The organism is Microbacterium phyllosphaerae, from assembly GCF_050628115.1.
Taxonomy (GTDB): Bacteria; Actinomycetota; Actinomycetes; order Actinomycetales; family Microbacteriaceae; genus Microbacterium; species Microbacterium phyllosphaerae_A.
The window spans coordinates 1,486,748-1,501,124 of record NZ_CP192502.1 but is presented as its reverse complement, the minus strand read 5'-3'; the positions used below and the strand labels follow the sequence as shown (position 1 = coordinate 1,501,124).

General features: G+C 69.6%; 10 protein-coding genes. 8 read left to right on the top strand and 2 right to left on the bottom strand.

What is annotated here, in order from left to right:
- Positions 1-56 precede the first annotated feature (56 nt).
- From ACQ4LY_RS06960 to ACQ4LY_RS06935, 6 genes are all read left to right on the top strand, one after another.
- Positions 57-1,373 carry a sensor histidine kinase gene (locus ACQ4LY_RS06960; RefSeq protein ID WP_431075286.1) on the top strand — a complete coding sequence of 439 codons (1,317 nt, stop codon included), beginning with the start codon at positions 57-59 and terminating at the stop codon, positions 1,371-1,373.
- Positions 1,370-2,086, top strand: coding sequence for a response regulator (locus tag ACQ4LY_RS06955; protein ID WP_431075285.1), 717 nt, complete (start codon positions 1,370-1,372; stop codon positions 2,084-2,086). Before ACQ4LY_RS06960 ends, ACQ4LY_RS06955 begins: the two co-directional genes overlap by 4 nt.
- A 24-nt stretch (positions 2,087-2,110) precedes the next feature.
- Positions 2,111-3,283 (top strand): benzoate/H(+) symporter BenE family transporter, encoded by a 1,173-nt coding sequence (locus ACQ4LY_RS06950; protein ID WP_431075284.1) that lies wholly within the window; start codon positions 2,111-2,113, stop codon positions 3,281-3,283.
- A gap of 34 nt (positions 3,284-3,317) precedes the next feature.
- Entirely contained in the window at positions 3,318-4,523 is a 1,206-nt protein-coding gene (locus ACQ4LY_RS06945) for a hypothetical protein (protein WP_431075283.1), read from the top strand.
- A 126-nt stretch (positions 4,524-4,649) separates the two neighbouring features.
- Positions 4,650-5,546, top strand: a complete 897-nt coding sequence (locus ACQ4LY_RS06940) for an ABC transporter ATP-binding protein (RefSeq protein ID WP_431075282.1) — start codon at positions 4,650-4,652, stop codon at positions 5,544-5,546.
- Positions 5,543-6,673, top strand: a complete 1,131-nt coding sequence (locus ACQ4LY_RS06935) for an ABC transporter permease (protein WP_431075281.1) — start codon at positions 5,543-5,545, stop codon at positions 6,671-6,673. The genes ACQ4LY_RS06940 and ACQ4LY_RS06935 overlap by 4 nt, the downstream gene beginning before the upstream one ends.
- Before the next feature lie 88 nt (positions 6,674-6,761).
- Here the strand turns inward: ACQ4LY_RS06935 and ACQ4LY_RS06930 are convergent, their stop codons facing one another.
- Entirely contained in the window at positions 6,762-10,241 is a 3,480-nt protein-coding gene (locus ACQ4LY_RS06930; protein ID WP_431075280.1) for a bifunctional proline dehydrogenase/L-glutamate gamma-semialdehyde dehydrogenase, read from the bottom strand.
- Positions 10,242-10,388: 147 nt separating this feature from the next.
- Between ACQ4LY_RS06930 and ACQ4LY_RS06925 the strand changes: the two genes are divergently transcribed.
- Together ACQ4LY_RS06925 and ACQ4LY_RS06920 are read left to right on the top strand one after the other, a co-directional pair.
- Entirely contained in the window at positions 10,389-11,306 is a 918-nt protein-coding gene (locus ACQ4LY_RS06925) for a LysR substrate-binding domain-containing protein (RefSeq protein ID WP_431075279.1), read from the top strand.
- A gap of 132 nt (positions 11,307-11,438) precedes the next feature.
- Positions 11,439-12,026, top strand: coding sequence for a nitroreductase family protein (locus ACQ4LY_RS06920; protein WP_431075278.1), 588 nt, complete (start codon positions 11,439-11,441; stop codon positions 12,024-12,026).
- Between the two features lie 117 nt (positions 12,027-12,143).
- On the opposite strand, the gene ACQ4LY_RS06915 is transcribed toward ACQ4LY_RS06920, so the two are convergent.
- Complete coding sequence (locus ACQ4LY_RS06915) at positions 12,144-14,363, bottom strand: ATP-dependent Clp protease ATP-binding subunit (protein WP_431075277.1); 2,220 nt, start codon at positions 14,361-14,363, stop codon at positions 12,144-12,146.
- Positions 14,364-14,377 lie beyond the last annotated feature (14 nt).

Sequence of the window (14,377 nt, the reverse complement as noted above, 5' to 3'; positions counted from 1 at the left end):
GGTGATCCCCCGTGCGGGGGATGCCGCACCATCCGCCTTCGATCTACGGTGGGGGAATGCCCGCAGCGCCGTTCACCCGCACGCCCAGTGTCCGCGAGCAGCGCAGCGACCTCATCCTCGCCGCCGTGATGTTCGTGGGCGCGGTGCTGAGCGCCGCCCTCTCGACGGTCGCCGAGATCTACGGCGACACGAGGGCCGAGCCGTGGACCGCGCTCGTCTACGCGGTCGCCGTCACCGTGCCGCTCGGTGTGCGGCGTCGCTGGCCCGGCCCCGTCGCCGTGGCCGTCTGCGTCGCGTACTTCCTCGCGATCTCGTTCCAGGTGCCCGAGATCTACGTGGGCAACATCGCCATGTTCGTGTCGCTGTACACGGTGGGCGCGTGGATGAACAATCGCAGAGCCGCGGTGATCGTGCGCGTCTCGATCATCGTCGGCATGTTCGTCTGGCTCATCATCACGATGTACCGCCAGGCGATCGAGGAGGCCGACAAGGCCGAGGTCGCGGCGGGCCTTCTCTCGCCCTATCTGGCCTTCATGCTCATCCAACTGCTGCTGAACGTGCTCTACTTCGGCGGCGCGTACTACTTCGGCGAGCGCTCGTGGCATGCCGCGCAGGAGCGTCAGGTGCTCGAGCAGCGCACGGCCGAGCTCGAGAGAGAGCGCGAGGTGACCGCGGCTCAAGCCGTCGCCCTCGACCGCGTGCGCATCGCCCGCGAGCTGCATGACGTGGTCGCCCATCACGTGTCGGTCATGGGCGTCCAGGCAGGCGCCGCTCGTCTCGTGATCGACCAGGATCCGGAGAAGTCCAAGAGCATCCTGACCGGCATCGAGGGGTCGGCGCGCGATGCCATCCACGAGCTCCGGCAGCTGCTCGAGACCCTGCGCTCCCCCGGCAGCGAGGCACCGGATGCCGCGTCGACCGTGACCCTCGACGACATCCGCTCGTTGGTCGAGGCGTCTGTCGAAGCGGGACTCCCCACCGACTACGCGGTGATCGGCGAGCCGGTCGCCGTGCCCTCGGTCGTCGCCGTGAACCTGTACCGCATCACGCAGGAGTCGCTGACGAACGCCCGCCGGCACGCCGGAGTCGGCGCCACGGCCGACGTGCGCGTCCGCTACGACGACGGGGGCGTCGAGGTCGAGGTCGTCAACACGGGACGATCGGTCGCCGTGCTGCGACCGGGTCTGGGTCAGCTCGGCATGCGCGAGCGAGCCGCGGCATCGGGCGGCACGCTTGAGATGACACCTCGACCCTCTGGCGGGCTGCGCGTGCGCGCCCGCGTGCCCCTGGGCGGCACAGCACTGCAGACCGGCACAGCACCTGTGTCAGATCCGCACACCGAGCAGCAGATCGAGACGAGTCCCACCTCATGACCACGCCCGCACCCGCCGCTCCGATCCGGGTCCTGCTCGTCGACGACCACGCGATGCTGCGTGCCGGATTCCGGACGATCCTCGACACCCAGCCCGACATCACGGTCGTGGGCGAGGCGGCCACCGGCGCCGAGGCGCTGGCGCAGGCATCCGCTCTGCACCCCGACGTCATCACGATGGACGTGCAGATGCCCGACATGGACGGCATCGAGGCGACCAGGCGGATCGCCGCCGACCCCGGGATCGCCGCAGCCATCGCGATCGTCACGACGTTCGACCGCGACGACTACCTCTATCAGGCGCTGGATGCCGGAGCGAGCGGCTTCCTGCTGAAGAACGCCGGTGCCGAAGACCTTATCGCCGCCGTTCGCGCACTCGCGGCGGGAGACGGGATGCTGGCGCCCGAGGTCACCCGCCGGGTGCTCGCCCGATTCGCCCACGCGCCCGCGCCGGCGGCTGCTCCGACAGCTGCTCAGACATCAGGCCCCGTCGTCGCCCCTGCAGCCCCTGTGGTGCTCGTCGACCCGCTCACCGATCGCGAGGCGGAGGTGCTCGCGCTGCTCGCGGATGCCCGCAGCAACGCCGAGATCGCGAGCGCGCTGTTCATCGGCGAGGCCACCGTGAAGACCCACGTCTCACGGATCCTGCAGAAGCTCGGCGCCCGCGACCGTGTGCAGGCGGTTGTGCTCGCGCACCGCATGGGACTCACGTAACCACTGCCCCTATACGCTCGGAGGATGCCGACCGCCGCACCCCTCTCCCGACCGATCCTGGCCGGGATCGTCACCGCACTGGTCGGATTCACGAGCTCGTTCGCCGTCGTGCTCACGGGCCTCGGCGCGGTCGGCGCGACACCGGTGCAGGCGGCCAGCGGACTGCTCGCCCTCAGCGTCGCGATGGGACTCGCCTGCGTCGTGCTCGCCTGGCGGTATCGGATGCCGATCACCGTCGCCTGGTCGACGCCCGGCGCAGCGCTGCTCGCCGCGACCGGCGTCGTCGAGGGCGGCTGGCCTGCGACCGTCGGCGCGTTCCTCGTCGCAGCGGCGCTGATCCTGCTCACGGCACTCTGGCCGGCACTCGGCGCGCTGATCGCGCGCATCCCTCCGTCCATCGCGCAGGCGATGCTCGCCGGCGTCCTGCTGCCCCTCTGCCTCGCGCCGGTCACCGGTATCGTCGCGAACCCCTGGGGCGTGGTGCCGGTGGTGCTGACCTGGCTGGTCTTCGCCCGTCTCGCACCGCGCTGGGCGGTTCCGCTCGCATTCCTCGCCGCCGCGGTCGTGGTCACCGTCTCACTCATCCAGGAGGGCGCCCCGGTCGATGCCGGCCTGTTGGTCCCCCGCCTCGAACTCACGGCGCCCACGTTCACGCTCGGCGCCATGATCGGTGTCGCGCTGCCTCTGTTCATCGTCACGATGGCGTCGCAGAACGTGCCGGGCATCGCGATCATGCGCAGCTTCGGCTACGAGGTTCCCTGGCGCCCCGCCATGCTCGTCACCGGTCTCGGCACCGCGCTCGGCGCCACGGCAGGCGGCCACGCGATCAACCTCGCGGCGATCAGCGCCGCGCTCGCGGCATCCCCCGACGCCGATCCCGATCCGAGACGGCGCTGGGTGGCCGGCGTCTCGACCGGGGCCTCCTATCTCGTGCTCGGTGGGTTCTCCGCCGCGTTCGCCGCCCTCGTCCTCCTCGCACCCGACGCCGTGATCCCCGCGGTCGCCGGACTCGCACTGTTCGGGGCGTTCGGGGCGTCCGTGCAGCAGGCGATCGACGACCCCGGCGAGCGCATCCCCGCCGTCGTGACCTTTCTGGTGGCGGCATCGGGCATCTCGCTGCTGGGCGTGAGCGCCGCGTTCTGGGCGCTCGTCGCCGGTCTGCTCGTGCGCACGGCGCTGCACCTCGGGAAGCACTAGGGCCTCGGCCGATCTGCTCGGCTAGCGTGGGTGCGTGACCGTTCCCGCACCAGCGCCCGTCCCGTCAGCCGGCACTCCCGCCGGTCATTTCGACGCCCGCGCACTGCTCGACCCGGTGAACCCCGCCGAGGTCGACGCGTTCGCCCGGGCCCAGCGCGCCGCCAACCGCTCCTCCGCCGGGCAGATCGTCGCGTGGGTCGCTGCGGGTTTCGCCCTGCTGTGCGTGGTGCCCGTCATCGGGATCATGATCCTGGGCCTTGGGTACACGATCGGACGCGGCACCGGGGTCGCGGTCGCCGGTCTCCTCGCCCTGCTGCTGTTCGCGGGTCTCATCGTGGGAATCGTGATGCTCGTGCGTCGAGGCATCCGCACGCGCAATCTGACCCGCTTCCGCCTCGCGCGCTTCGCGGGAGCGAATGCGATGAGCTACTTCGAGCGCATCGATGACCCGCCTCTGCCGGGGATGATCTTCTCGAGCGGCTCGAGCCGGATGTCGACCGACGTGCTCCGCGGGGTCGAACCCCGGTTCGTCGAGTTCGGCAACTACCAGTACACGACGAGCAACGGCAAGCAGTCGCAGACGCACCGCTGGGGCTACGTCGCCGTCAAGCTCGACGTCCCGCTGCCGAACATCGTGCTCGACGCGCTCGGCAACAACACCCTCGGCAGCACCGTGGCCGGCGCGTTCAGCGGAGATCAGCGACTCTCGCTCGAGGGCGACTTCGACCGGTACTTCTCGCTGTTCTGCCCTGCGGGCTACGAGGTCGACGCCCTCTACCTCTTCACCCCCGACGTCATGGCGCGCTTCATCGATCACGCGGCACAGCTCGACGTCGAGATCGTCGACGACTGGCTCTTCCTCTACGCACGCCGCGAGGTGTCGACGCTCGACCCGGCGACCTGGGCGTGGCTGTTCGGCGCGGTCGGCGCTCTGCTGACGAAACTCGACCAGTGGGCGCGGTGGCGCGACGACCGGCTGCGACTGTCCGCGCCGGTCACGCAGCATCCGCCCCTCCCCGCCGGCTACGGGGCAGCAGCCCCGGGGCCTGCGGCAGGCCCTGCGCTTCCGTTCGCGCCGCCGCAGGGTCTGCTCACCCCTCCTCCCGGCGTGGCCCCGCCGGGTCAGCGCCTCAAGCGCCGAAGCCCGTGGCTGATCGTCGGCATCATCGTCGGGGTCATGCTCGTGGTGACCATGGCCCCGTTCGCGATCGGCATCTTCTCGTTCCTGTTCCTGAGCTGAGGCAGCGCGCTCCCCCGCACGGCGGATGCCCGGGCCATCCGGCGAGACGGGCGAGGCGCAGATCACCCGCACAGATCCGCCACAGGGGGGATGCCGCGGTGCCACGCCCCGCCATAGCGTGAGGGCATGACCACAGGAAAGCTCGTACTGAGCGGCATCACCAAGAGCTACGGCTCGCGGCGTGTGCTCGACGACGTCTCGTTCGAGGTGGCCCCCGGGCGTCTCACCGGGTTCGTCGGAGGCAACGGCGCAGGCAAGACCACGACCATGCGGATCGTCCTCGGGCTGCTCGGCTCCGACGGCGGCCATGTCGAACTCGACGGCAAGGCGCTCACCAGCGCCGACCGCCGCCACTTCGGATACATGCCGGAGGAGCGCGGTCTGTATCCGAAGATGAAGGTGCTCGAGCAGATCGTCTACCTCGCCCGCCTGCACGGCTTCAGCAAGGCGGATGCCACGGACCGCGCGACCGCCCTGCTCACCGAGCTCGGCCTCGAGGAGCGCCTCGGCGACACGATCGAGTCGCTCTCGCTCGGCAACCAGCAGCGCGCGCAGATCGCAGCATCCCTCGTGCACGACCCCGAGGTGCTGATCCTCGACGAGCCGTTCTCGGGTCTCGACCCGCTCGCGGTCGACGTCGTGGCGTCGGTGCTGCAGTCGTCGGCGGCGAAGGGCGCCTCGATCCTGTTCTCCTCGCATCAGCTCGACGTCGTCGAACGGCTGTGCGACGACCTGGTGATCCTCGCCGCGGGAACCATCCGCGCATCCGGTTCCCGCGATGCGCTCCGCGCGCAGCACGCAGGCAGCCGGTACGAGCTGGTCTCCGCCGGTGACGCCGGGTGGCTGAGGGCCGAGCCGGGCGTCACCGTGCTCGACTTCGAGGGCGGCTACGCCCTGTTCGACGCAGACGACCCCGAGGTCGCCCAGCGCGTGCTGCGCACCGCCGTCGAACGCGGCGACGTCGCGAGCTTCGCCCCCAAGCATCCCTCTCTCGCCCAGATCTTCAAGGAGGTCATCCAGTGAGCACCTCGAACAGCACCGGGTCCGCCGGCTCCGGCTCCGGCTCCGGCTCCGGCTCCGGCTCGCAGGCCTCGATGATCTGGCTCGTCGCCGAGCGCGAGATCGGGTCGAAGCTGCGCAGCAAGGCTTTTCTGATCTCGACGGGAGTCCTGCTGCTCATCGCGCTCGCCGGCATCGTGATCGGCGGCTTCGCGAGCAAGAACACCGATGCGATGCCGGTGGCGGTGACCTCCGAGACCGCATCTCTCGTGTCGGCCCTGCCTGACATCGACATCACAGAGGTGTCGGATCAGGCGGCAGCCGAGCAGCTGCTGCGCGATGAGAAGGTCGACGCCGCCGTCCTCCCCGGCGACGGTCCGACGGGTGTCACGGTCGTGGCACTCAAAGACGCCCCGACGAGTCTCGTGTCGGCGCTGTCGCAGGCCCCGACGGTCGAGATCCTCGAACCCGCGACGACCAACCCGCTGCTGCGGTCCTTCATCGCGATCGCCTTCGGTCTGGTGTTCATGATGGCTGCGGCGACCTTCGGCGGCACGATCGCCCAGAGCATCGTCGAAGAGAAGCAGACCCGCGTGGTCGAGATCCTGCTGTCGACCATCTCGGCGCGCACCCTGCTCGCGGGCAAGGTTGTCGGCAACACGATCCTCGCGATGGGGCAGATCCTGGCGCTGGCGGCGGTCGCGACGATCGGGCTCATAGCGACCGGCCAACGAGAGGTGCTGTCGACGCTCGGCGCACCCATCATCTGGTTCGCGGTGTTCTTCCTCTTCGGCTTCATCCTGCTCGCGGCCCTCTTCGCCGCAGCGGCGTCGATGGTCTCGCGTCAGGAGGACATCGGCTCGACCACGACCCCGATCACGATGCTGGTGATGGCGCCGTACGTGCTCGTGATCGTCTTCAACGACAACCCGCTGGTGCTGACGATCATGTCGTACGTGCCGTTCTCGGCTCCGGTCGGCATGCCGATGCGTCTGTTCGTGGGCGAGGCGCAGTGGTGGGAGCCGCTGCTGAGCCTGGTGATCCTGCTCGCGAGCTGCGTCGCCGCGATCGTCGTCGGCGCGAAGATCTACGAGAACTCGCTGCTGCGCATGGGCTCGCGGGTGAAGCTCGGCGAGGCCCTGCGCGGCTGAAGCCGCTCGGACACCCCTCCATCGACGAGGCCCCATCCTGCTGACATCTGCAGGATGGGGCCTCGTCTTTCAATGGTGACGGAACGGGTCAGATCAGGCCGTCCGACAGGGTCGTCGGGTTTCCGAACCGGTGGTTCGTGATCGACACGGCCTGCTCGTGCAGGAACGGCAGCATCTCGACCCGTCCGGCACCCGTGACGGCATGCGACCAGACGGCGACATCGGGGGTTCCGCCGAGGGCTTCGAACAGAGCGGAGGCGTCGCCGCCGACGAGACGCACCCGCTGCCAGCTGTGCTCGGCCTTCCCCGCGGCCTTGGCGAAGCGCTTGACCCAGGCGGCGTCCTTCTCGTGCGTCACGGTGATGCCCTGCGCGCGCAGCGCCTTCTCGACCCGCGACGGCAGAGCAGGAGCAGACACCGTGAACGGGCTGCCGCTGCGCAGGGCTGCGGCGATCACACGGATGCCGTCGGCCAACGCCGCCGACTCCCCGATACGCACGTCGGCGGCGACCGGACGATACCGGAACACGTTGCGCTCGACGCCGAGGCCGGACTTGTCGCTGACGGTGCCGAACTCGGTGGTCCACGCCCGCTCGTCCGCGGCTGCCGCACGGTGCAGCCACTCGATCTCGACGGCGCCGAGGTCGGAGCCTGCTGCAGCCAGCAGCGCATCGACTGCGGGGATCACGGCGGCGCCGGGCGCGGCGGCGGGGAGCTCTGCGGGAGCCCAGTCGCCGAGGCCGAACAGGTAGTTCGGTCCGCCGGCCTTCGCGCCCGCTCCCACGGCCGACCGCTTCCAGCCGCCGAACGGCTGGCGCTGCACGATCGCGCCGGTGATGCCGCGGTTGACATAGAGGTTGCCGGCCTCGACGCGGTCGAGCCAGGTGGCGACCTCGTCGGAGTCCAGCGAGTGGATGCCGGCGGTGAGGCCGTAGTCCACGGCGTTCTGCAGACGGATCGCCTCGTCGAGGTCCTTCGCGTGCATGATGCCGAGCACGGGACCGAAGAACTCGGTCAGGTGGGTGGTCGACCCGGGCGCGACGCCGATCTTGACACCGGGCGTCCACTGCTTTCCCTCGTCGTCGAGCTTCTTCGGCTCGACGAGCCAGCGCTCGCCTCGCTCGAGCGTGGTCAGCGCGGTCAGCAGCTTGCCGTTCGCAGGCTCGATGATCGGACCCATCTGGGTCGCCGGGTCTTCGGGCAGGCCGACCCGCATCGACGTGACCGCATCGACGAGCTGACGCTCGAACCGCTTCGAGTCGGCGACCGAGCCGACGAGGATCGCGAGGGACGCCGCCGAGCACTTCTGGCCCGCATGGCCGAAGGCGCTGCGGGCGACGTCGGCGGCCGCGAGGTCGAGGTCGGCAGACGGCGTGACGATGATCGCGTTCTTGCCGCTGGTCTCGGCGAGCAGAGGCAGGTCCGAGCGGAACGAGCGGAACAGCTGCGCCGTCTCGTACGCGCCGGTGAGGATCACGCGATCCACCTCGGGGCTCGCGACCAGACGCGTGCCGAGGTCGCGGTTCGCGAGGTCGACCAGCGCGAGCAGGTCACGGGGAACGCCCGCCGCCCACAGCGCCTCGACCATCACGGCGCCGCAGCGCTGGGTGAGCTTCGCAGGCTTGATGACGACGCCCGAGCCCGAGGCGAGGCCGGCGAGCACGCCGCCCGCGGGGATCGCGACGGGGAAGTTCCACGGCGGCGTGACCACGGTCACCTTCGACGGCACGAAGTCGGCCCCGTCGACGGTCTCGAGGTCGAGCGCGCGCTCGGCGTAGTAGTGAGCGAAGTCGATCGCCTCCGAGACCTCGGGGTCGGCCTCGGCGATCGTCTTGCCCGCCTCGTGCGCCATGATCTCGATCAGCTGACCGCGACGGGCGGCGAGTTCGTCGCCCGCGCGGTGCAGCACGGCGGCGCGCTCGGCGGCGGGCAGGGCGGCCCACGTCGCCGCGGCGGCGGATGCGGCGGCGAAGATGCCGTCGAGCTCATCGGTCGTCTCGACCTTGGCGAGGGCGATCGAGTCGAGACCGAGCGTCGAGTCCACGGAGCGCGCCAGGATCTCGCGACCCCACGCCCGGTTCGCGGCGATCGCCGGGTCGCTGTCCGGCTGGTTCTCGAAGCCGGAAGTCACAGCATCCGCCTGCGTCTCCGCCTCGGCCGCGCGGTCCTGCACGCGGTTCGACGACGGCACCGAGCGGTCGGCCTCGAGGCCTGCGAGCGAGCGCTCGAAGCGCTCGCGCTCGCGGGTCAGCAGCGCGGGATCCGAGGCCAGCTCGAACACGGCCGACATGAAGTTCTCGGGGCTGGCGTTCTCTTCGAGACGTCGCACGAGGTAGGCGATCGCGACGTCGAACTCGGCCGGGTTCACCACGGGTGTGTACAGCAGCAGCTGGCCGACGTCCTTGCGGACGGCTTCGGCCTGGCCGGTCGCCATGCCGAGCAGCATCTCGTACTCGACGGCATCGGTCACACCTCGCTCCTGCGCGAGCAGCCAGGTGTACGCGATGTCGAACAGGTTGTGGCCTGCGACGCCGATGCGCACGGCATCCATGCGCTCGGGCGTCATCGACCAGTCGAGTACGCGCTTGTAGTTCGTGTCGGAGTCCTGCTTGGTGCCGTATGTGGCGAGCGGCCAGCCGTGCACCTTCGAGTCGACCTCTTCCATCGCGAGGTTCGCTCCCTTGACGACACGCACCTTGATGGGCGCTCCGCCCTTCGCACGACGGGCGGTGGCCCACTCCTGCAGCTGCTGCATCGCGCCGAGTGCGTCGGGCAGGTAGGCCTGCAGCACGATCCCGGCCTCGAGGTTCTCGAGGCCCGGCTGGTCGAGGATGCTGGTGAACGCCGCGATCGTGAGGTCGAGGTCGCGGAACTCCTCCATGTCGAGGTTGATGAACTTGGTCTTGCCGGCGGCCTCGGAGGTCGCGGCGAGCTCGTACAGCGGGGTGAGCTTGGTCACGACGTCGGCCACGGCCTCATCGAACGACCACATGGACAGCTGGCTGACGACGCTCGAGACCTTGATCGATACGTAGTCCACGTCCTTGCGGGCGAGGAAGTCGTAGGTGCCCTGCAGGCGACGACCTGCTTCGCGCTCGCCGAGCACGGCCTCGCCGAGGAGGTTGAGGTTGAGGCGGTTGCCGCTCTTGCGCAGCTTGGCGATCGCGGGGCCCAGCTTCGACGGGGTCGCATCGAGCACGAGGTGCCCGACCATCGCGCGCAGCACGCGGCGGGAGATCGGCACGACGACACCGGGGAGCTTGGGAGCCCAGAAGCCACCGGTCTTGATCGCGGCACGGAGGTAGCCGGGCAGCAGCGAAGGAGTGATCTCCGACAGCTCGGCGAGCGTGCGGCCCGCGACGCTGAGGTCTTCGGGGCGCATCACGCCGTCGACGAAGCCGACGGTGAAGGCGAGGCCGTTCGGGTCCTTGAGGACTTCGGAGAGGCGCTGGGCGGCGGGCTCGACGGGGTGGGTCTCGCTCTCGGTGAGCCAGCGCTGCACGAGGGCCGCGACCTCTTCGGTGCGAGGCGTCGTGTCGGGAGTGGTGGTGTCGGCGACGACAGTCATCAGGGTGAACCTTCCAGGGGATCGCACACCGGGTACGTGTGCGGCTCGATCATTGTCAGACGCGCGAGTAGGCTACGTCTATCAACCGATCCGAGTCGTTTCTGTTCAGCTGAAGTGAACGATTCGCTCGGCGAGAAAGCGGTGAGGATGCTCGACGTCAATCGACTGCGGATGCTGGTCGAACTGTCCCGTCGCGGCACCCTGTCGGCCGTCGCCGATGCGCTCTCGTACAGCAAGGCATCCGTGTCTCAGCAGCTCAGCGCGCTCGAACGCGAGGTGGGTGTCCCGCTGCTGCGCCGCGTCGGCCGGGGCGTGCAGTTCACACCGCAGGGAAACGTGCTCGTGGCCGAGGCGGTCGGCATCCTCGACCAGCTCGAGCACGCCGAGGTCGCCGTCGCCGAGTCGCTCACCGAGGTCACCGGCACCGTGCATATCGCCGTCTTCCAGTCGACGGCGCATTCGCTGCTGCCCGGCGCGCTCAATGCGCTGCGCGAGCAGCATCCGGCCCTGCGCGTCGAGGTCACCGAGAGCGACCCCGAGACCGGGCTCGTCGGAGTCTCGAGCCGTGACTTCGATCTGATCCTCGCCGAGCAGTACCCGGGGCGCACCCGTCCGATCCACGCCGACCTCGACCGCGTGGTGCTCGTGCACGACTCGATCGCACTCGCGCGGCGACCCGGCGCCGCAGATGCCGAGGGGGCCGAAGATGCCGTCGCCGCACTGTGGTCGACGAGGGACGACCCTTGGGTACTCGAACCCGCAGGCACCGCCTCCCGCGCGTGGGCCGAGCAGCTCTGTCGCACCGCGGGCTTCGAACCCGACGTGCGCTTCGAGGTCGCCGACCTCACCGCTCATGTGCGCCTGATCCGCGCAGGCCTCGCCGTCGGCCTGCTCCCGGAGCTCGTCTGGGCCGGAGAGGCGCCGGCCGTCGCACTCACCGCGCTCCCCGACGAGCCGCGTCGCGAGATCTTCTCGTCGGCCAGGCGTGTGTCCGCGGCGGCCCCGTCGATCCGCGCCGTGCGGCGGGCGCTCGCCTCCGCCGCGTCCCGCAACCTGCTCGACTGAGCCCGCTCCTGCGTCTTCCACAGCCCGACGACGTCATATCCCGTCATCGGGAATATGCATGCACATACATCCGTTGAGACCCTCGTACCCGGACGAAGGAGTCCGATCGACTCCTTTCTGAAAGGCACTTCCGTGAGCACTCCCGTGATCGACCGCACCGCCCCCACCGAGCACCCCGTCCTCGACGTCCTCGCCGGGCGCTGGAGCCCCCGCGCCTACGACGCGGAGAACACGATCGACGATGCCAAGCTGAACGCCGCGCTCGAGGCCGCGCGCTGGTCGCCGTCCGCCTACAACCTGCAGCCGTGGCGGTTCATCGTCGCTCGCCGCGGCACCGCACTGTTCGACCAGGTCGTCGACTCGCTGGTCGAGTTCAACCAGCTCTGGGCCTCGAAGGCGTCGGCGCTCGTCGTCGCGATCGCCGAGACCGAGTCCGAAGAGGGCAAGGCCATCAGCCACGCGGTCTACGACCTCGGTCAGGCCGTCGCGCACTTCTCGGTGCAGGCTCACCACGAGGGTCTCCTCGTGCACCAGATGAGCGGCTTCGACCCCGAGGTCATCCGCGAGTTCGCCGACCTGTCGCCGCGATTCTCGGCCGTCACCGTGATCGCCGTCGGCGAGCTCGGCGATGCCGCCGGCCTTCCCGAGGGCCTGCAGCAGGGCGAGACCGCACCCCGCGTGCGTCGCCCGATCGACGAGACGGTCATCCTCAGCGCCTGACGTTCCACTCGGGCACACACGACAGAGGGGCGGATGCTGCGGCATCCGCCCCTCTGCTGTGTTCGGCGCCCGTGTCCGGCTCTGTGTCCGGCTCTGTGTCGGGCTCTGTGTCCGGCTCTACTCGTCGAGCAGTTCGGCGTCGATCACATCGTCGTCGTCCGACTCGGTCACGTACTCCGGCTCCGGCGCGGTCGATGTGAGCACGAGGCCCGAGCCGTCGGCCGCCACGTCGACCCTCACCAGGTCGCCGTCGTGCACGCCGCCCGAGAGCAGCGCCGTCGCGAGCTTGTTCTGCACCTCGGTCTGGATCAGGCGCCGCAGCGGACGAGCACCGAACATCGGGTCGTATCCGCGTTCGGCGAGCCACGACCGCGCACCCGGCGTGACCGCGAGGGTGAGCCGCCGGTCGCGCAGACGGTTGTGCAGCTGGTCGATCGAGAGCTCGACGATCTGCGCGAGGTCGTCCTGGCTGAGCGCCGAGAACATCACGATGTCGTCGAGGCGGTTGAGGAACTCCGGGCGGAACGCCTGGTGCACCAACGCCATCACCTGCTCGCGCTTGTCATCGGGCGACAGCGTCGGGTCGATGAGGATCGGCGAGCCGAGGTTGGAGGTGAGGATGAGGATGACGTTCGAGAAGTCGACCGTCCGCCCCTGGCCATCGGTCAGACGACCGTCGTCGAGCACCTGCAACAGCACGTCGAACACCTCGGGGTGCGCCTTCTCGACCTCGTCGAGCAGCACCACGCTGTAGGGGCGACGCCGCACGGCCTCGGTGAGCTGACCGCCCTGCTCGTAGCCGACGTAACCGGGAGGGGCGCCGACGAGACGGGAGACGGAGTGCTTCTCGCCGTACTCCGACATGTCGATGCGCACCATGGCGCGCTCGTCGTCGAAGAGGAAGTCCGCGAGGGCCTTCGCGAGCTCGGTCTTTCCGACACCGGTCGGCCCGAGGAACAGGAAAGAGCCGGTGGGGCGACCCGGGTCGCTGATGCCCGCACGCGAGCGCCGTACGGCGTCGGACACCGCCTTGACGGCATCCTTCTGTCCGATCAGACGACGGCCGAGCTCGGACTCGAGGTGCAGCAGCCGTTCGCTCTCGCCCTGCAGCAGACGCCCCACGGGGATGCCGGTCCACGCCGCGATCACGGCGGCGATGTCCTCGTCGGTGACCTGCTCGTTGACCATGCGCCCCTCGCTCGAGACGGCGGCCTCGGCCTGCTCGGCCTCGGCGATCTCGCGCTCGAGACGCTTGATGGTCTCGTACTCGAGCTTCGAGGCACGGGTGTAGTCGGCCTCGCGCATGGCGAGATCGCGCTGCGTGACCGCGTCGTCGAGCTTCTTCTTCAGGTCGCCGACCCGGTTGAGCCCCTGACGCTCGCGCGCCCAGCGGGCCTCGAGGTCGGCGAGCTGCGCCTCCATGCCCACGAGCTGCTCCCGGAGCGCCGCGAGACGCTCCTTGGAGGCTGCGTCCTTCTCGCGCTTGAGGGCGAGCTCTTCGAGCTTCATGCGGTCGACCTGGCGCTTGAGCTGGTCGATCTCGACGGGGGACGAGTCGATCTCCATCTTGAGCCGCGACATCGACTCGTCGATCAGGTCGATCGCCTTGTCGGGGAGCTGCCGGGCGGGGAGGTAGCGGTTCGAGAGCGCAGCGGCGGCGACCAGGGCGCTGTCCGAGATCGTCACGCCGTGGTGCGCCTCGTAGCGGCCCTTGAGCCCGCGGAGGATCGCGATGGTGTCCTCGACCGTGGGCTCGCCGACGTAGACCTGCTGGAAGCGGCGCTCGAGCGCGGCATCCTTCTCGATGAACTCGCGGTACTCGTTGAGAGTCGTCGCACCGATCAGGCGCAGCTCGCCGCGGGCGAGCATGGGCTTGAGCATGTTGGACGCCGCCACCGAGCCTTCGCCGCCGCCCGCACCCATGAGCACGTGCAGCTCGTCGATGAAGGTGATGATCTGCCCGTCGGACTCGGTGATCTCTTTGAGGACGCTTTTCAGGCGCTCCTCGAACTGGCCGCGGTACATGGCACCGGCGACGAGCGCCGAGATGTCGAGCGACACCAGCTCCTTGTCCTTGAGGGACTCGGCGACGTCGCCCGCGACGATCCGCTGAGCGAGGCCCTCGACGACGGCGGTCTTGCCTACGCCGGGCTCGCCGATCAGCACCGGATTGTTCTTGGTGCGGCGGGTGAGCACCTGGCTGACGCGCCGGATCTCACTGTCCCGTCCGATGACGGGGTCGAGCTTGCCCTGACGGGCGCGGTCGGTGAGGTTGATTCCGAACTGCTCGAGGGCGGACTGCTGGTCGTCGTTCTGTGCACTCTGTGGGCCTGGCATGCGTTCCTCCTGGG

Bases quoted from the DNA above. Each gene is read 5' to 3' on its own strand.
- ACQ4LY_RS06955 (WP_431075285.1), top strand. From the start codon at position 1,370: ATGACCACGCCCGCACCCGCCGCTCCGATCCGGGTCCTGCTCGTCGAC.
- ACQ4LY_RS06950 (WP_431075284.1), top strand. From the start codon at position 2,111: ATGCCGACCGCCGCACCCCTCTCCCGACCGATCCTGGCCGGGATCGTC.
- ACQ4LY_RS06925 (WP_431075279.1), top strand. From the start codon at position 10,389: ATGCTCGACGTCAATCGACTGCGGATGCTGGTCGAACTGTCCCGTCGC.
- ACQ4LY_RS06940 (WP_431075282.1), top strand. From the start codon at position 4,650: ATGACCACAGGAAAGCTCGTACTGAGCGGCATCACCAAGAGCTACGGC.
- ACQ4LY_RS06915 (WP_431075277.1), bottom strand. From the start codon at position 14,363: ATGCCAGGCCCACAGAGTGCACAGAACGACGACCAGCAGTCCGCCCTC.
- ACQ4LY_RS06930 (WP_431075280.1), bottom strand. From the start codon at position 10,241: ATGACTGTCGTCGCCGACACCACCACTCCCGACACGACGCCTCGCACC.
- ACQ4LY_RS06960 (WP_431075286.1), top strand. From the start codon at position 57: ATGCCCGCAGCGCCGTTCACCCGCACGCCCAGTGTCCGCGAGCAGCGC.